This window comes from Kluyvera sp. STS39-E (assembly GCF_040932435.1).
Taxonomy (GTDB): Bacteria; Pseudomonadota; Gammaproteobacteria; order Enterobacterales; family Enterobacteriaceae; genus Kluyvera.
In genome coordinates this window covers 70,800-88,296 of the sequence record NZ_JBFQGA010000012.1, presented here as the reverse complement: position 1 = coordinate 88,296, position 17,497 = coordinate 70,800, and the positions used below count along the sequence as shown (strand labels likewise).

Below are 17,497 nucleotides of genomic sequence, written 5' to 3'. Positions count from 1 at the left end.
TTCCTTTTCGTTACTTATCACTCGGTCTCTTGAGTAGATGAGTCCCCATTCCCTCGGGGTTGATCTTGCCCGCTTTCTTGGGCTGCATCTTGATCATAAGTAAGTACTGACTTATTTTCAAGGGTGTTAAGATCATTTTTTGGAGGAAATTTCAAGAGATCTTTTTGAAATTCCTTTTGCATCGCCTCGGAAATGTTCGGGAAGACCTTCTCGATGAGCATTTCCATCTGATGACGACGAACAGAATCAGGCGCCTGAAGCAGCGACAGTTTCTCGGCAACGGCAAACTCGTCAGTCAGACCGCGAATGTCGAAACTTTCCGGGTATGCGATCAGAGAGTGGTCTTCATCCAGTTCGACACCCATCCATTTCGCTGCCAGTTGCATCATCTGGCGCTCTGCCCTTTCGAGACGTTCTGCTTTCGTCACCAGCAGACTGTTAACGCGCTGGAAGTCGTACATCTTCGCTGCGCCCGAAGAGTTATCGATGCCCTGTGCGTTATCCTGCTTGGTTCGCTCACCTGCCACGCCAACGGAATGGTAGATCTCGTTAATCACCGTCTTAATCGTGGTGATAATCATCTGGGCCTGTTTCGGGTCCGGAGACAGGTAGAATGGCTGATTACCGCTCTCAGAGTCGAAGGTGAAGACGCGTTTTGTCCCCATTTCGAGCACTTTGGTGTGGTTTTCATCGCCCGGCAGCAATGACTGAACCGGGATCGCCAGCTGGCTGAATGTCTGATCCTGAATAATCGCGTCAAGGTTCGACAGGTAGTTGGCCACGGCGCGATCAAGATAGGCGATATCGTCAATCAACGACGGGCTGAAATACGGAGACTCGCTTTCACCAATGCAATCCACCGGGAACACCGGCACCACGCCCAGATTATGCTGGCCGCTATCCTCCAGAACGACTTTGGCCTGACGGCGACCGCTATTTCCGGAACCTTTCTTCACTTCTTCACGGAACAGATACCACTCGTTTTGCGTCCACAGACGGTAACGCTGGTATTCCTGTCCGGTTGAAGTGAACGGATCTTCGTCGTCGCGCGCGATTTCAACAATTAGCGCCCACAACATATTGCCGTCTTCATCCCAGGCAACATCAAGCAGCTGCTGCGGCGAAATCCAGTATGCGTAGGCACGCGCATCATTTTTCTTCTCGTCTGCAACAGACTCAACATCGACGTTCATCGTGCTGTCCACGACAACCCAGATACGGCCATAAATGGATGATTGCAGATCGATAGCCGCCATAAACGCATCGATGGAGGCGTTCTGGCGCGTGGCTCGCTTCCAGAAATTGCGGATCTGCTCCGGTGCTTCGTCTGTGTTGCGGTGAATGACCTCTTTGAAGAGGTATTTGTTGATGAGGTTTACCACTTCGCGCGTATGGTTGAAGCGATAAGCGCGTTCCAAGCGCTCTTTGAACTCCTGATCGCCCTCTTTGAAGTAACGGAAGATATTGTCGTTGAACCAGGCACGCCCGCCAGCGTAGGTGCTGGCGAGGAAGTCCCAATGTTCTTTTTTCTTCTCATATTCAGGGTGGCGTCGTGCCACAAGGTCTTTGATTTGCTTGTCAGTCAATTCCATTTGATTTTCCTTTCCCTTTAGGTAAGCACTTACCTATCTAGATCCACCAAGAATAACACGATTTTTCACCGGATACCTACGATGAACCGGATAACCCAACGCATCCGCACTGTGTTCGATGCCGCCAGTCTTATCCATATCGCGTGAGCCTGGCTTGTAGATCACCTTCTCCAGCGAGTCGATGAGGTGTTTGCACTTCGGATCGATGTACAACCGGGTTTCGCCCGAGGCACTCATCAACATTCGGTTCACTGCGTTCACACGGTCTGCGATCGGCGGGTGCTTCTTCGGATAATCGACTCGAAGGAAACCTTTTTCCTTGAAGATATCGACGTCCGATTCGCCGCGTGCGTGCTGGCGATACGCACCTGCCGGGTCAGGGAAGATAGTGACCTGAGACTTCCAGCGCCAGAAACGGCGCTCCAGCTCATCACACACTTCAGCCGTGTTGGAAGAGAACAGCACAACCTCGTCCACGGCCCACAACTCGCCATTTGGCTGCGGCTGCAGGATGACCGATGACATAGGGTCGATGTTGAAGTCCTGACCAACCCAGATCGGCAGTTTCGGATTGAACTGGAGTGGCTTCACATGCACATTGCGGTCGAACGGGTAGTAAACGCGTCCGGACATGTTTTCGAAGCTGGCCAGGTATTCCTGTGCGAACGATTTAGGGTCCATATCGTTCTTCGCTGCTTCGATTTCCGCGCTCGGTACGAACGGAGAATCAGCCGTAACGAACTGCCAGCTCTTCCACTGCCCTTTGCGTTGCAAATCTTTGTTCTGACCGATAGTCCACAGCTTGTGGAACTCGGAGAAGCCTTTTGGCGTACCGATGATCAGCGCACCGCCACGGGTAGAGGACAGTGTCGGACGCAGTACCTTGTACCAGGTGTCAGGCTTCATATCCTGAAATTCATCGAGCACCACGAAGTGCAGTGCCACACCACGAAGCGTATCGGGCTTATCCGCACCTTTCAGCGCGATTTCAGAGCCGTTCTTCAGCACGATGGTCATCGTGGTGTCGTTTTTCTTACGAACCCATTTACGAGGCAGAACTTCCTGCAGGTCATCCCACAAGATCTGGCGAGCCATCTGGTAAGTCGGTGCGACGTACCAGACACGTTGCTTTTTCTCTTTGGCTGCCGCGCGGATGATGGTGGAGATCGACAACCGGGATTTACCCCAGCGTCGACCCGCACACACCACTTTGAAACGATGTGGCGACTGGAAGACTTGCATCTGCCCAGAATGCAGCTGTACGAGACTCAGAGACGACGGGATGGCCATAGTTAGACGCTCCCATCACTTTCATCACCAGACGCGTCAGAATCGCCCTCTGCTTCGCTCAGTGCTTCCTCTTCGAGTGACTCAAGCAGATCGTCATCAATCAGATCCGGCTCATCATCTTCCTTACGCAGCTGCGCCACCTGGGAAGGCGTAAGTTCGCCAAATACCAGGTTCGGGATTTCGTCTTCTTCGTTCTCAGCGCGATCCATACCGAGCGCTTTCGAGGATATTTCGAAGCACTTAGCGAGTGTGCCGCTGGCACGCTGGAGACTCTTCAGGTCATCTTCGATGGTTGCGAGTGGCTTGCCGTCCTTCTTGGCTGTGGCCACCTCATGCATCACCATCCGACCGAGTGCGAATGCCCAATCGTCGTAACGAGTCCGGCGCTCTTCGATTTTCTCTGCACGCGCCTTCGCACGCAGCTCTGCGTCGGATTTGAGCGACTCGCGCACCATCTTCCCAACGGAGTCCGCGCCTTTCTCTAATCCACGCTTTTTGAAATGTCTGGAGAGCGTTTCACGACGAATGCCGTACTCTTCCTCCAGCTTGGAGAGTGTGTATTCGCCGGAAGTCCACTTTGCTTCGGCTTCTGCCCACTCAGCTGGCGTCAGGCGAGTTTTGCTCTCGTCTTTTTCTACAGTCATAGATCCCTCTAAAACACTCAGAGCGCATCCTTGCGCTCCTAAACAACTTGTTTAATTCTGTGCCTAACCAATTTGTTTTCTGGGTGTTTAAAACCGGGCTGGGGAGTATTCAGAGCCTGCTTCCGTATATATTTAATAAGTCACTTAGTATTTATATATACGGAAGCAGGCTCTCAAACTGGCTCCCAGACCGACTTACATCACCAGTAATTTGGCTCTGGCACGACCTAAAGTGGTCAGTCCCAGCGTGCGACGGTGGTAGCCGGAATCACCGCGCTGGCGGCACATTCCTTTCTCCACCAGCCCCTTTTTCACCAGTGCGCGGATAGAGAACTGCATACTCTGTTTGGTCGTTTTGTACGGCAGCACTTCAAGCAGCTCGTCCAGATCGAGCAGATGCCCACGCTCATGGCCTAAATTGATGGTTTTGATGATGTCTTTTTGTTTGTCGGTCAACGTCATGGCAAATCCTTATGCCGGTAATGCAATTTCAAGAGGTTTATTCAAAGGCTGTTTGTCGAATGCCAGCAGTGGCAGCGTGTCCGGCAGCTGACGACCAAAGTCCGGGTTTCGGTACACGCCATACAGCGGAGACGTGAAACTCAGGTTGTGAATGTCCTTGAGCAGCTTCACGATGCTGGCCTCGTCCACCAGGCTGTCGGCAATGTCCTGAATCGTCGTGCCGCGATTACGCCCGGCTTTGGCCAGGGAACTGTTCTTGTGGTAGTCAGCGACCAGATCGCGCAGCGCACGACGACGGCGAGACTCACTCATGGCGAACAGCTCTTTGACGATCGCTTCGTTGTCGCCAGGGTCGGAACGGAAATGACGCTGGAAGACGCGCAACGCACTCTCATAGCTCTTCGGACGCTCCGGACGGATGAACTGGAACCCTGCTTTCATGGCGAACGGGTTGTATTTGCTCATCGACGACTGGATCTCGATGATTGGCCGGTCGTGCATCCTGCTAACCAGGTTAATCATTCGATAGGAGACACCGACGCCGCGGTACTGAGTGTCCACAACGGAACGGCTGATCACCGCAAAGTTGTTGTTCACGTACCGACCCCAATACTGGTTGGCCACGGTGGTATTGGTGGTTGGCTTCAGCTTAGGAAACATGCGATGGCGAGGCGCCAGCAGCAGTTTCGGGTAAGCCATAACCACGACGCCCACCAGCCGGTCGTCCAGTTCGCAGCGATAATACGTTGGCGCGAACGGCTTACCATCCGTCTTGTAGTGCAGCGACTTCAGCGCGTGCCAGTCTTCAACCGTGCCTTTGGTAACGGTCATACGCTCCAGAAAGTCCAGATGACGCGGGAACTCTTCCGGGCGGTAGCGTTTGATGATGATGTCTGTCATGTCGATCACCTGCGCTCGATATTGGCATTGATGAAGTCCAGGCGAAGCGATTCCATCGCCCCGACCATGACGTATGGACGCCCACCGTTATGCCAGCAATCCAGAACATTGCCGTCGTTGTTGATCATCAGCAGCGCCAGGCTCTGGCTTTTGCCTTCTCTAGCGTACTGGAGTGCTTCTTCCAGCAGGCGGATGACTTCAACGTTGTTGTTGTCAGCCTCTTTCGATGGCTTCAGCTCTACGATCTTCAAATCAGGCATATTCCACCTTCACGCGTTCTTTGTAGTGCTTGGTGATCTGCATATCCGGGCGCAGCGCGTTCTTCAGGTCTTCGTGGGTCGTCGCCACCATTACCGTCGCACCAACCTTACGGGCGGCACGCTGGAGGTTCGACGCCACAACCTGGGCGGTTACACGGTCGAGAACAGCGCCAAATTCGTCGGCTGCCCAGACTTTGGCGCCTGACTCGATCAGCTTGGCGATCTTGAGACGGTATTTCTGGCCGTCAGACATCTCGGATGGCTTGCGCACGAATAGATAGGCGTCATTCAATCCGGCCATAGACAGCAGCCCCAGCGCTTCGCTGGTGGTTTTGCCCAGCTGGTCGATGACGTTAACCTCATTGTCGAAGGTAAAGTCATCGATGGAGGCTACAGAAAGCCCTTCATCCTTCATCTGGCGTTGCAGCTCGCGCAGCACAACGGATTTACCGGAACCGGATTGGCCGGTGATGTACACCACATCGCCCTGCTTCACTTCCAGCTCCAGATTGTCGTAAAGCGTCCACTCTTTTTCGTCCAGGCCAAGACCGAACGATTCGGCAATCTCCAGCGTGCGCGTGGTTTTGTTCACGCGGGTCTGAAACGATACGTTGATGGTGTATTTGCTCATGCAGCCAGCTCCCCAGAAGAAACTTTCTCCGCATACGCCACGAAAGCGTCTACCCCGCTCTCTCCCGTGATTTCTTCCATGTGGGCAAGCAAATCCCCAACCACAATGGCAGAGCCAGCAGGGAGCGTTTTAAAGCCCAATACGTCGATGACGCGGACTTCTTCAGAGGCCACTTCGCGACTGATCTCGGTGTGCTCTTCTTTCTGGCGTTCCGTCTCTTCGCCCAGATCGAGCACCAGAGAGCCGGTTTCCATCTCTTCGGTCATGCTGCCGACAAGCACGTTCAGCTCGCGCTCTTCAAAACCGAAGACCTCGACGTCGCCCAGCACCAGGGATTCCAGTTCCTGCTGCAATTTGATGGCGTCGTAGTCAATACTGGCCAGGCGGTTGTCTTCCAGACGCTTCGCCTTCACTTCTTCTTCGCTCAGATCGTCGCGAACGATGACCGGCACACGCTCCAGACCAGCCAGAAGTGCCGCCTCGCGACGACCGTGGCCAGTAATGATGACGTCGTGCTTGTCGACCGTGATCGGCTGGTCAAAACCGCGCTTTTTGATGGCGGCCGCCAGGTCGCGGATCTGCTGTTCGTCATGTTTTTTGGCGTTCATCTCATACGGGATGAGTTCTGCCGGGTTTCGATAGACGATTTCAAAGTTTTTGGTCATTACATACGCTCCTTGTAGTAGTCGACCAGCCACACCAGGGCTTCCCCGGCGTTCTCCATTTCGTTACCGGTATTGATCCCCTGCTCTTTGATGATGGTTTTGATGGTGTCGGCGACGCGATCTGACGCATCAAACGTCACCTTGAAGCGCATCGTCTGGTGTTCAGCGCCGACTCGCTCGGTTTTCTCGCGTTTGTCCTCATCGACCGACTCGTCATCGCCACGGGAGAGCGCTTCCAGCGCTTCAAGATCGATAACGGACGCTTTGGCGAGTGTTGCCGCCATTTCGTCGTCATACGGGGCGATATCGGACAACCGGTAGTCGATTTCAGACTGGATTTCTTCGATTAAGCGCTGCAAAGCGACCTGATCGTCTTCGCCGTAGCGCTCGTTGTCGACGAGGGACATCTGCTTGGCCACCAGGTCGTTAATTTTGCCCACGGAGATGACGGGAACCGTTGAAATGCCCTGCTCCATCGCGGCACGCCAGCGGTGTTCGCCACCGAGGATCTCAAAAATGCCCCCGTCCAGCTCCCGCGCCAGAATTGGCTTAAAAAAGCCCAATTTTTCGATAGAGCCTTTCAGTTTTTCGAAGTTTTGCGCCCCAACGGAGTTGGTATTCCAGGGATTCGGACGCAGGTTCGCGACTTCCACCTGCAGAATCGTAATTTTCACATCCATAATTCTGATACAATCCATTGTATAAGTACTTACTTACTATAATAGCCAATTACCATACAAAAGGCACGAAGGAAAGAGGTTTATGACAGTTCGGATTGTATCGAATGCAGTCAATGCGCTGATTTCTGGCGCTGATGACAACGTGAAACGGCTCGTTCAGGAGATGTTGAGCTATGAAGTGGAGGCTGGTGACTGGAAAGGAACCAGCACGATGTTCAACTGGAGCAAAAACGCGTTCCCGGCTGGGTTTGCGAAGCCAGTAGCGGCCAACCTTCTGAAAGCTGGCATCAAATGCGTGCACGTGCGCAAGGAAAAAGCCCCCGCGCTGGGCAAGCCGAACCCGGTAGTTAACCCATTCCCGTATAACCCGGACTATGCGTATCAGGATCAGACTGTGGAAACACTGGTGCGCGAAGGGATGATGATTGCCCAGATTGCGACGGGTGGCGGTAAATCGAACGTAGCGTGTAAGGCAGCTGCTCGCATTGGTCGTATGACGCTGTTTTTAACCACGCGCTCGGTTCTGATGTTCCAGATGGCAGAGAACTTCCAGAAATCCATCGACTACCGCGCGGAGAATGGCGAGCCGTGGCTGAAAGGTCAGAGAGTTGGGCTGATTGGATCGGGTGAGTTCCAGGTCTCGCGCCATATCAACGTTGCCACGGTGCAGACTCTGGCCAGTTTTCTCGAAGAGCCACCGCGCGACGCATCACCGGAGAAAAAGCAGTACCACCTGAAGCGCCGGGAACTGGTTAAGCGCTTTCTGTCCAGCGTTTCTCTGCTGATTCTGGAAGAGGCACACGAATCATCTGGTTCAAACTTCTACGATATCGCCAGGTTGTGCATCAATGCCGATTACCGTCTGGCGCTGACAGCTACGCCGTTCATGAAGGACTCGACCGAGGCAAATATGCGTCTCATGGCCGTTGCTGGTCGCATTGAGATAAAGGTCACGGAGAAATATTTGATCGATCGAGGTATTTTAGCGAAACCATACTTTCTATATCATAAAATCGCGTACACTCCAGACGAGGTGCGGATTAGGGCCGAACTTGCTTCGAAACACCTGAACTTTCGGGTTGGAATGAGTACGGCTTACCAGAAAGCCTATCAGTTAGGCATCGTTTATAATCTGGGACGCAACGAAGCTATTGTGCGTGAAGCGTTAATGTACAAGAGCCACGGTCTGAACTGTATGACGTTGGTTCGCCTGAAGCGTCATGGTCAGATCTTGATGGAAATGATGAAAGAGAGCGGCCTGAAGGTCGATTTCATCTACGGAGAATCAAACCAGACTACTCGACAAGCAAAGCTCAACAGTCTGGCGGCAGGCAAGATAGATGTTCTGATTGGTTCAACCATTCTGGATGTTGGTGTCGACGTTCCAAGCGTAGGGGCGGTGATTCTGGGTGGTGGCGGCAAAGCTGAAGTTGAGATGCGCCAACGTGTTGGTCGCGGTCTTCGAGCCAAAAAGAATCAGGCTAACGTGTGCTTTATTACCGACTTCATTGACGTGAGCAACAAATACCTCATGTCGCATTCATATGAGCGGAAGCACATTATCGACACGACGCCTGGATTTGCCGAGGGAGTATTGCCGGTGGGTAGCACATTCGATTTCACTGTTTTGAATAGAGAGTAAGCATGAGCGAGAAACGCGCTATACACTGCCAGGTTCAGTTAACCGAAAAAGCAAACGACAAGCTGGAAACCTTTCAGAATCGACTGCGTGAACGCAACATAAAACTGTCAAAGGCAGACATCATTAATCTGGTGCTGTCCAACATGACGATGGCTGATTTTGATAAGGCAGCTACATCATTAGAGGCTTCAGCCAAAGCTCGCGAAAAGGTCATGAAGATTTACGAAAACTCGGGTATGACCAAAGAAGATCTGGCCGATATTCTAAAACGCCTCGATTGAGTATTATGGCGCCTTGAGGCGCCATGATTTTTCGTGAAGATAAGGATTTTGTTCAGTACAATGAAACACGCATTACTTCCTCTGATTGCTACCTTCGCGTTACTTATCACTGCATGTCAATCTCGTCCTGTTTCTGTCTCTGATGCAAAGCCAGCACCGCAGGCCAGAATATTCAAATACCAATCTCCAGCGGCATCTACGCTGGTGGTTCTGAGGGACAAAAGCATGGTGGGCGCAGGTTGCGACGCATCGATCTTCATCAATGGCGAAACCGTTGCCAAACTGGAGACAGGTGAAAAAGTCACTTTTCATCTGGATGCCGGAGAATGGATTGTTGGCGCTTCACTGGAAGGCGCCGGGCTGTGCGCACTGAACCCTGCTCGTCAGGAACGCGAGACGATCACCAAAGCTGGCGAGACGAAAGTCTTCCGGGTGTTCACCAGCAACGCAGGTGACATCGATATCCTACCAACGACACTGTGACGATATGACGAATATTACTGACATCACCTACGGGATTCCTGCAGAAGTCTGGCCGCGCGATTACACCAACGTGGAGAAGGCGCTGATGTTCTGGCGTAAGTCTCTCATTCCTGTAAGGGTCACGATGGAAGATGGTCAGGTGTTCTGCATGTACGTTCAGGGTCTCATGTCGTCGCGCAACAAAGTCGATCTTTGCCCTGCCCCGTTCGACAAAGAAAATCGTATAAGGCTCCCACTTGAGCGAATCAGCACGATTGAATCAGGTGTGACAGAAGGCATTGCGCACGATTTCACGGGTCGGACAACGGTACACCCAGACTATGTGGACAATCGGCCATCTCGCCGTGATTTCTTCAAAATTTGTCGCCAGGCTCATGAGATGCAGAAGTCTATAAGGGTCTACATGGCGGATGGCCGTGAAATTGAGGGTGTGTCTTCAGGCGTTGACGCTTGCCAGGTCACTCTCAACATGGGGGGCGGTCGGAAGACAGTCGTCATGTTCGATTGGGTCGAACGGATTTTACCGTTTTAAATCTATAAGGGTAATAACCGGCTAAGTCCGGTTATTATTTTACGTGTCACTTCCCGTTATATTTATTTCCCCTAACCCCGATTCCGTTATAAATATATAAGGGTGATTGACCGAATAGGGAATTTATTTAGGCAACACCTTCGAGAAAACGCGTTTTATTTCTAAGACTTTGATTTTTATTGAAGAAAATTTTTTTCGTTCCCGTGTAAAAAACTCTTGATTTTAATTTCTGTATATCGATAATTAGTCACATCGAAAGCGAACACGCTAACGATAAACAAATAACAAATTAAGTTATCAATATTACATAAGGATTAATATCATGTCTAACGTTGCTATCTCTAAAAAATCCATCATCGACGCTGCTGTAGTTATCGCTAATGAATTACAAGTTGCAGCCAATAACGCTACTCAGACTTATAACAATCATTATCAGAATGGTACGCACACAAAAGCAGATAAAGCTAACATGCTTGCAGCGACTACCAAACTTGCATACTTCACCAACAACGTTTTAAACGCTGTTAATGATGAGAAATTAGCTGGTGTCTTTTACTACGCGATTAAAGCAAGCAAACAAGCGCCAGAAGTGTTTTTCCGCGAAGCTATGACCAATAGCTATTCACTCGAAAAATTGGTTTATCTGGTTAAGTCTATCAAGTCTGGTAAATGCGTTTATTCCGTCGCTGATATGTCCGGATCTCGCGTATTCGCATTAATCGAAATGATTAATGATGAATTAGAAACATTCACAAATGGCGCTGTTTTCGATTTGATGAATGAAGCGAAAAAAGAAAATGAAATTAAATTAGACGCTGGCTACACTCAAGCCAACCAGCTGATCAATCTTTGTGAACGTCTCGGACTGGTCGAGAAGATCAAAGGAATGGGCGCTGCTAAAAACGGATCTCAGCAATATCGCTTTATCAAGAATGATTTTTATAACTATCTGGCTGATGCTTTCAAAGCGTAAATAGATGGATATAGCGCCCACTATGGGCGCTATTTTTAAGGATAAAAATCATGATTAGTTATGACCAGATCCGCGCGGAATATCGCGCAAAATATCGCGCTTATAAACTTGAATTAATCGACGACTTAAAAGCGCAACGTGACAAATTAAATTTTACGTTTTCTGATTTGCTTAACAGCAAAAGAGACTGTAAACGCAAACGTGAATATTTGCGCTTGTCTGAAATGATCGGAAAACTGCAAAACAGCATTTAAGCAATAGCGCCCACTATGGGCGCTTTTTTCGTTTCAAGATCCGCACATCATAACGCGCCATTGTTGGCGCGTTTTTTATTGTCTGAAGTCAGCCAAAACAGACCAAAAATAAGCGCCATAAACGCGCCAATTTAACGCGTTTTTATGTGTGGTGGTACATACCCATTACCCACAATAAAAATCACGTTATAGCGCGTTTTACAGCGTTTTAGCGCGTGGCTTATTTTGTCGTGTCGTGGGCGTGATCGTCTGGCGATATCTGGCGACGTGATCCGCGCTATCCTTCGGGACGTGTCGGCAATATTGGCATGATCCGTGGGCGCTCGCGTATCATTGGCACGTTGGCGCGACGTGTACGCGCTTGCAGTGGTTTACCCACGGATTCACATAATCACATAGCGAAAGCTATCTGGATGGCTCAGGGGCTGAAACTCCACCAGCGTTACCCCAGCGCCGCTACGCAATTTCTGGCGCGATTCTGGGCTTCTCCCGCTCTGTTTTCTACATAAAGGCAAACCCAGCCGTTTCCCGAAAATTTCCTGACCGTTTCCCTTCGGTTCCCCGGACAACTCTCTGGCCGTTTCTGAAATTCCCTGCGGCAGCTGGTGGACGAAAAGAAAGGGGCGTTTCCGGCCCCTCCCCTCTTACTTGCCAGCCATGATGTGAATGCGGTTCTTTCCGTACACCTCTTTCACGTATTCCCCGCACGAGACACTCCACGAGTCGATTCCTGCTTCGTAGGTGACGTTTTTGCACTTGATGGCATTGTTGGCGATGCGCATCCCCTCCCCCACTGCTTCCTGTTCGCTGAAGTCGAACCCGGACTCTGTTTTAACCCATAGCGCGATCTGCGTGGCGAACTCGATGAGTTTTGACTGGCAGAAGCGACCGCTGCGCACCGGGAAGATGAATACGCCAAATCCGGAGGTGGAGACATACGCTTTCTCAAATACGCGCTTATGGCGACGGTTGCAGATTATGTCATTGGTGATCTGCTGTTTCTCTTTCCCGGACAGCTCGATGGTTACATTGTCACGCCAGGCGCCCAGCACGCTTTTCTCGTTATCAGAGAACGTCACAGAAATATGGCCATGCGCAGGGGTGTTAACAGTAGCGATAAAGTTCATGGTGATAATCCTTTAAACAACTTGTTTTCTTGTTGGTTTAATTATCACTACGCGCATAAGGCGTCCAAGCGTTCTGTTCCGGCTGCTGGTGGCCGACAGGGAGTCGGAGGGTTGTTCGGTAGCCTGGCGGTAAGAGGTGGGTGTTTTTAGCCTGCAGGAAACATGATGGTCATTTAAGGCCACCAGCATGGGTGGCCTCGTTCTCTTAGTGGAGCAGACCGACGTCGATGGTATCGCCGGAGCCATCCACGCGGATCATCAACATGGCGAAGGCATTTAATGGGTAGCCTGCGTGCCAGTCCGGGAAGCGGTCATCGCGCATGAAGTCGGCAATGTCATAAACGCTGACCTCAAAGCGGAAGAAGCGGGCATCACATTGTTCGTCCTGTTCAACGTGATCCATTTCCTGCTGCTCTTCCGGCGACAGGTCGAGCCAGGATTCCAGCCATACGTTTTCAGCTTTAGGGGAGATAGTGAAATCGGTCATGTGCATATCCTCCATGCGTAAACATCTTGTTTTCTTGTTGGTGTAATTATCGCAGTATGGATAAGGCAGAAAACATTTTGTTATCGGGGATAAGAAAATGGCGCGGGGTACGCGCCATTGGAGGGATTATTCAAACACGCTTTCGGGAATAAATTCGTCTACCATCGCGCTGGAAACGATACGCAGACCGTATTGACCCATCCAGGTGCTGTTAGAGTTCAAATCGGAGTTAAACAGCGTATCTACTCTGGTCATCAGCTTATCGAACATCGCCTTGTCCGCAGTGCGGAAATACGCTTCCAGCTTTAGCAGCAGCGGGTCGGCTGCGTTGCTGATGTTCTGATAACCTACGCTGTAGATCGCACTTTCACCTTCCCCCTCGCGCACTAAGGTGCTGGTGTGAACCTCAGTTCCGGTAGTGTTGTCACGCAGAACGACGGTCAGTTTGGCAACTTTCTCGCCGAAGGTGGTTTCGGACGCATAATGTAAATCCAGCACAAGATTTTCGCGTAAAACAGTCATCTTTATCTCCCTGTAGTTGACTAACCTATATTATTATCATAGGTATGTACTTACAATACAGGAGACTAAAAAAGCCCCGAAGGATGAACGGGGCTGTCGTAGGGTCGACTAATCGCTTTTGCACATGTCAGGCTGTCGCCAGGAGAGAGGCACGCTGGATTTCTTGCTGGGCTGCTTTGTTCGCCTCCAGTAGCGCCTGTTCCAGCTCTCCTTCCGGCCAGATAATCTGTTTTGCCATCCACCCTCTTCCACTCTGGCGACGCACACTCATGACGTAACGCGTGCGGGAACCATTGTCGAACGAGACCAGCGTCTCTTTGAACAGGCGAATAGCAGTGCCGTTGGCGATGATATCGAGCAGGGTCAGCTGGCTCATTGCGGTTGGCTTTTCTTTACGTGGCTGGCCCGCACTCAGTTTGGTGATCATCGCGTTTTTCATTATTCACTCCGTAAACAACTTGTTTTCTTGTTGGTGTAAATAATACCAGCGAGAAAACGGCTACAAAGCATAGCGTTACGGCGCTGCGCTGCCCCGGAGGTTGCAAACAGCAAAAAGCCACCGTGCTGGTGGCCTCACGCTTAATCTTCGTCGTCCGGGAACTCGATGTGTACCGCATCCACCAGCTCCCGCTGTTCATCTTCACTGAGCAGGTGCCAGATCTCCTTTCCTTTGGGTGATTCCCCTTCAGCTGGTACGAACGACCACAACTTGCGGTACAACTCCGGCCCCACAGCATCCAGGCACTCAGCCAGGGAATCCACGCTCCACACCTCAACCATCACAGGCATCTTAATCATCTCTTCACCCTCACTTGGTTTCTGACGTCGTGCAGTTCCACGCGACGGACATTGGGTTGTCCTCGATATGGAAATCAAACGTCCCTTCTCTGTATCCTTCAGAGATGAGCGTCGCCACGCGACCAGCGACATCCTGGGAACGGATAACGTCATCGAGGGAGATCTCACACTCGGAGGACGCTTCCTCGCCACAGAGGGTGATGCTGATATTCAGATGCTTGTACATGTGTTTCTCCTTTGTCTAAACACGTTGTTTTCTTGTTGGTGTTATTATCGCAATAAGAAAACGGGGAAAAAGAATTCCTTAAAGGCTGATGTGCTTGTGCCGATTTATTGCTATGTATGTATCTGGCTAACTCAGAGGAAATGTGATGAGCACTAAAGACTACACAGACGGGTACTTCAGCATCGACGCCGAGAGAGGCGAGTTGCTACATGGCGGCATCGCTGTCGGACGCGTCATTTTGGTTAACGGTCAGATTTACACAGAGCTGGACGATACCAGTTCAAGCGCACCTGTCGTCTCCGGCCCCTTCGGGACAAGAGAAGAGGCGCTCGATGATTTGTGGGACAACAGAGACGATGCGAATCAGGGCAGTTTGATTTTCGAATAAACGTCCTCGGCGATTTCACCACCAAAACCCGTAACCCTTTACACTAGATCTGGCTTCCCGACATGAGCGTGCGAAGCTGATCTGGTCTCAACGCTCAACTGCGGGATTCACCAATTCCCGCACTCTTCAGGTGAATGAGGAAAAGGCATACTCCCGCAGCCGCCCCTCGCTCTGAACCGGGATGTACCCGTTTCCCGACCGGCAGCCAGCCTTTTCTCGGTTCGTATAGCGGGATTCCCACCGTTTCCCTGAAAACCTCCAGCCTTTTCCCTACGGCGATGCCCCGTTCCTGAAAAGGGACATGGCCTTTTCCCTGGATGGCCCGAAGGTTGACCGAAGGGGTGGATAGGGACGTTACGGGGGATGAAAACTATGGCTTGAATTTCTACGGAGAAAGTAGCGATACCCCTCTTCCCCTTCCCACTTATACCTCCAGTTAAATCTCTGCGGATTTTCCCTCTTATGGGGGCATATACCTTCCCCCTGATAACGCTCTGTACGGCGAGTATTCCTTTGGGTGAAATGGGCGGTTTGTTCTCTCTACCGGCGTATGTGGTTTCGTTGTTCTTGAGGCGGTTTTTCTCTGTGTTTTCGTCTGGGTTGTTATCGTCGTTTTGGTGAGTGTTCTTCTCCGTGTATGGAGTAATGGCAGGTGCACTTTTCTCTTCGTTTACGTGAAATGGTGGAAGTGTGGGTAATGGCAGTAGGGCGCTTTTATTGTTCTCCGCATATGAAGTAATGGCGTTCCCTGCTATTCAGGAATTTGCGCTCTCTTTCGGGGTAATGGTGGGTAAAGGAGATTGCGACGGTTCCTGTTCTGGTCTGGGTTTGTCCGGGGTTTCGTTCTGGCTGTTCTTCTCCGTGTATTGGGTAATGGCATATAGGGGTTTGCGTGCGCGAGCTGCGTTCACGGTTGCCTGGGGAGATTAGGTGGGTGCTCTGTAGCCTGGGGCAAAGAGGTGGGTCTTTTCGGTAGCCTGACAGGAAGAGGTGGGTGTTTCCGGGATTGTAGGTAATGGCGTCTCTGGGTTTCCTGTGGGTGTGGTTAACTTGTTTTCTTGTGCCTGAAAACAACTTGTTTAGATGTCCAACATAACGCAACGGGAGCGCTTCTGAGCGTGTCTGCTTTTGGGTGGTATCACGAGTCGTTTTTGACGTTTTGGTCGCAGGGAGATGGATTCTGGTGCGCAGGAATTTGGGTATAAGAGATGGCGTGCGAAAACATCAACTTTTTAGACCAAATCAGGGGAAAGCGTTGACTTTTCGTTGATGTGTTATTTATTTGTTTTCTTATGGGTGTAATTGGCTTAAATGCCTTGTCACGCCTGGGCTGGGGCAGGTTGGAGGGGGGGGGGAAGTGGCGATCAACGGACTCTTATAGAAATCCTCAATTTGTGACCGCCAATGTCAACGGATTGATTAAGCTAGTTGTGCTCAAACATCTCCGTTCTTAATCCACTGCCTGATTTCCTCGTCTCGTGCGACTTCTTTCTCGTGTTGGGTAACATACAGGTCGGGTAAAAGAGGTGGAGCGAATTCTGGCTCTGTCGAACACCACTTTTCATATGCCTCACGCATAGATTTTTCTACATCCCAATGTTCCAACTCTTGGTATTCAATCGGCCAGTTATCCTGCAATTTCTTCACAGCTTTAGCCACGTCGTACCGGAAGTAAGGGTTAAGACCAATGAAATTACCAGCCAGCATGTCATCAACCTCCTTCACTCTGGCAATCTTGGAAAACTTACCAATAGCAATGTTGAGATCCCAATCAGACACGAATAACAGCAGTGCGGCAAATGCCAGAAACTTAGCCTCTCCATATGCTCTGTCGCTAACCGTTTTTGTCTTAAACTCAATGTAATTGCTCATCACAAACCCAGTAAGCTTGTAAGTCTTATTTATCTCATCTTCCAAAAGCGATGGGTCGAGAATTGCACGGCCACGATTATTATCTATGTGTTCTAAGATTGCCGAAATGTCTCTATGGGATACTGAAATTTTACGCAATTGCTGGAGAGTCTTGATGTGAACTCTTAGCACCTCTTTGTCAATTGCACGAGACCAAGAAAAACCAGGCACAGTAGCCTGAATGGGTGAGAAAGGCATAATATCCGGGTTTGTCCATGCCAAATATGATTCACGTAACCCGCTAATATAGTCAAGCCAATCCAAATGACCCTTTTCCAGCCATATTTCAAATGTGGAGTCCTTACGCTTATTGAAGAACCATTCCCTCATCTGCCACATTTTTTCTTGCGTAAAAATCCCTTCCTGTATGCCGGCGCATACCAGTTTTCGTATTACCTGCGAATACTTTGTTCGATCTTTCGTGAATGTGACAAGGTGCTGCCTTACCTCAGATGTTAACCTATCTCCGTAGAAGTCACATGATGGATGGTGGCCTTGGCCAGCTTCACCAGTAAATCTGAAATGCGCCTTCTTGTGATAACCATCATTCCTAGAGGCTCTAACAAACGAGCCACCTCCGACTTTGCAAATTGGACAGATGATGTCTTCACGAGCGACAGCATGAACTGAGCTGTCATCTAAATTTTTAAGTGCCAAGTACTGCTCGGGGTCGACTTCCTTTTGTAACGATTTCGAAAAAGCTGTATCCGTCATATTGTCCTCTTAAATGTCTCGTTCCAGTAATCGGT

The 17,497-nt window shown here is 50.5% G+C and carries 22 protein-coding genes and 1 pseudogene; 7 read left to right on the top strand and 16 right to left on the bottom strand.

Going from position 1 to position 17,497, the window contains the following annotated elements:
- Positions 1-17 precede the first annotated feature (17 nt).
- The 9 genes and pseudogenes from AB4K05_RS22365 to AB4K05_RS22325 all read right to left on the bottom strand — a co-directional run bounded on the left by AB4K05_RS22365 (position 18) and on the right by AB4K05_RS22325 (position 7,147).
- Complete coding sequence (locus tag AB4K05_RS22365; RefSeq protein ID WP_058672000.1) at positions 18-1,592, bottom strand: hypothetical protein; 1,575 nt, start codon at positions 1,590-1,592, stop codon at positions 18-20.
- 33 nt (positions 1,593-1,625) lie between these two features.
- Positions 1,626-2,882: a phage terminase large subunit gene (locus AB4K05_RS22360; protein ID WP_002211787.1), complete on the bottom strand. Its 1,257-nt coding sequence runs from the start codon at positions 2,880-2,882 to the stop codon at positions 1,626-1,628.
- 2 nt (positions 2,883-2,884) lie between these two features.
- Positions 2,885-3,526, bottom strand: coding sequence for a hypothetical protein (locus AB4K05_RS22355; protein ID WP_006812517.1), 642 nt, complete (start codon positions 3,524-3,526; stop codon positions 2,885-2,887).
- 195 nt (positions 3,527-3,721) lie between these two features.
- Positions 3,722-3,988 (bottom strand): hypothetical protein, encoded by a 267-nt coding sequence (locus tag AB4K05_RS22350; RefSeq protein WP_000176291.1) that lies wholly within the window; start codon positions 3,986-3,988, stop codon positions 3,722-3,724.
- 9 nt (positions 3,989-3,997) lie between these two features.
- Positions 3,998-4,888, bottom strand: a complete 891-nt coding sequence (locus AB4K05_RS22345) for a hypothetical protein (protein WP_002211789.1) — start codon at positions 4,886-4,888, stop codon at positions 3,998-4,000.
- 5 nt (positions 4,889-4,893) lie between these two features.
- Positions 4,894-5,148, bottom strand: coding sequence for a hypothetical protein (locus AB4K05_RS22340; RefSeq protein ID WP_022649942.1), 255 nt, complete (start codon positions 5,146-5,148; stop codon positions 4,894-4,896).
- Complete coding sequence (locus AB4K05_RS22335; RefSeq protein ID WP_006812519.1) at positions 5,141-5,779, bottom strand: ATP-binding cassette domain-containing protein; 639 nt, start codon at positions 5,777-5,779, stop codon at positions 5,141-5,143. Before AB4K05_RS22335 ends, AB4K05_RS22340 begins: the two co-directional genes overlap by 8 nt.
- The gene (locus tag AB4K05_RS22330) at positions 5,776-6,444 is read right to left on the bottom strand and encodes a ParB/Srx family N-terminal domain-containing protein (RefSeq protein WP_000164561.1); all 669 of its coding nucleotides are present in this window, start codon (positions 6,442-6,444) and stop codon (positions 5,776-5,778) included. The genes AB4K05_RS22335 and AB4K05_RS22330 overlap by 4 nt, the downstream gene beginning before the upstream one ends.
- Positions 6,444-7,147, bottom strand: a pseudogene (locus AB4K05_RS22325) (ParB/RepB/Spo0J family partition protein). Before AB4K05_RS22325 ends, AB4K05_RS22330 begins: the two are co-directional and overlap by 1 nt.
- 59 nt (positions 7,148-7,206) lie before the next feature.
- Here AB4K05_RS22325 and AB4K05_RS22320 point away from each other — a divergent pair.
- The 6 genes from AB4K05_RS22320 (at position 7,207) to AB4K05_RS22295 (ending at position 11,289) form a co-directional block, all read left to right on the top strand.
- A complete protein-coding gene (locus AB4K05_RS22320) occupies positions 7,207-8,766 on the top strand; it encodes a DEAD/DEAH box helicase (RefSeq protein ID WP_368481916.1) in 1,560 nt (519 codons plus the stop codon).
- Positions 8,767-8,768: 2 nt separating this feature from the next.
- On the top strand, positions 8,769-9,047 hold the full coding sequence (locus AB4K05_RS22315; protein ID WP_016051715.1) for a hypothetical protein: 279 nt from the start codon (positions 8,769-8,771) through the stop codon (positions 9,045-9,047).
- 60 nt (positions 9,048-9,107) lie between these two features.
- Positions 9,108-9,530, top strand: a complete 423-nt coding sequence (locus AB4K05_RS22310; RefSeq protein WP_368481915.1) for a hypothetical protein — start codon at positions 9,108-9,110, stop codon at positions 9,528-9,530.
- Positions 9,531-9,534: 4 nt separating this feature from the next.
- Positions 9,535-10,062, top strand: a complete 528-nt coding sequence (locus AB4K05_RS22305; protein WP_352438688.1) for a transcriptional regulator — start codon at positions 9,535-9,537, stop codon at positions 10,060-10,062.
- A 322-nt stretch (positions 10,063-10,384) separates the two neighbouring features.
- On the top strand, positions 10,385-11,035 hold the full coding sequence (locus tag AB4K05_RS22300; protein ID WP_023316005.1) for a hypothetical protein: 651 nt from the start codon (positions 10,385-10,387) through the stop codon (positions 11,033-11,035).
- A 50-nt stretch (positions 11,036-11,085) separates the two neighbouring features.
- Positions 11,086-11,289 (top strand): hypothetical protein, encoded by a 204-nt coding sequence (locus tag AB4K05_RS22295; RefSeq protein ID WP_016051712.1) that lies wholly within the window; start codon positions 11,086-11,088, stop codon positions 11,287-11,289.
- A gap of 644 nt (positions 11,290-11,933) precedes the next feature.
- Here AB4K05_RS22295 and AB4K05_RS22290 read toward each other — a convergent pair.
- The 6 genes from AB4K05_RS22290 to AB4K05_RS22265 all read right to left on the bottom strand — a co-directional run bounded on the left by AB4K05_RS22290 (position 11,934) and on the right by AB4K05_RS22265 (position 14,449).
- Positions 11,934-12,416 (bottom strand): hypothetical protein, encoded by a 483-nt coding sequence (locus AB4K05_RS22290; protein WP_048231962.1) that lies wholly within the window; start codon positions 12,414-12,416, stop codon positions 11,934-11,936.
- Positions 12,417-12,621: 205 nt separating this feature from the next.
- A complete protein-coding gene (locus tag AB4K05_RS22285; protein ID WP_368481914.1) occupies positions 12,622-12,903 on the bottom strand; it encodes an ABC transporter in 282 nt (93 codons plus the stop codon).
- A gap of 126 nt (positions 12,904-13,029) precedes the next feature.
- Complete coding sequence (locus AB4K05_RS22280) at positions 13,030-13,425, bottom strand: hypothetical protein (RefSeq protein ID WP_368481913.1); 396 nt, start codon at positions 13,423-13,425, stop codon at positions 13,030-13,032.
- 127 nt (positions 13,426-13,552) lie between these two features.
- Positions 13,553-13,864, bottom strand: coding sequence for a hypothetical protein (locus AB4K05_RS22275; RefSeq protein ID WP_022649933.1), 312 nt, complete (start codon positions 13,862-13,864; stop codon positions 13,553-13,555).
- 140 nt (positions 13,865-14,004) lie between these two features.
- Entirely contained in the window at positions 14,005-14,220 is a 216-nt protein-coding gene (locus AB4K05_RS22270; RefSeq protein ID WP_164708971.1) for a hypothetical protein, read from the bottom strand.
- 13 nt (positions 14,221-14,233) lie between these two features.
- Positions 14,234-14,449: a hypothetical protein gene (locus AB4K05_RS22265; RefSeq protein ID WP_016051704.1), complete on the bottom strand. Its 216-nt coding sequence runs from the start codon at positions 14,447-14,449 to the stop codon at positions 14,234-14,236.
- Positions 14,450-14,594: 145 nt separating this feature from the next.
- Here AB4K05_RS22265 and AB4K05_RS22260 point away from each other — a divergent pair, with 145 nt between their 5' ends.
- Positions 14,595-14,837, top strand: a complete 243-nt coding sequence (locus AB4K05_RS22260; RefSeq protein ID WP_368481912.1) for a hypothetical protein — start codon at positions 14,595-14,597, stop codon at positions 14,835-14,837.
- A 1,434-nt stretch (positions 14,838-16,271) separates the two neighbouring features.
- On the opposite strand, the gene AB4K05_RS22255 is transcribed toward AB4K05_RS22260, so the two are convergent.
- Positions 16,272-17,462: a hypothetical protein gene (locus AB4K05_RS22255; protein ID WP_039264864.1), complete on the bottom strand. Its 1,191-nt coding sequence runs from the start codon at positions 17,460-17,462 to the stop codon at positions 16,272-16,274.
- Positions 17,463-17,497 lie beyond the last annotated feature (35 nt).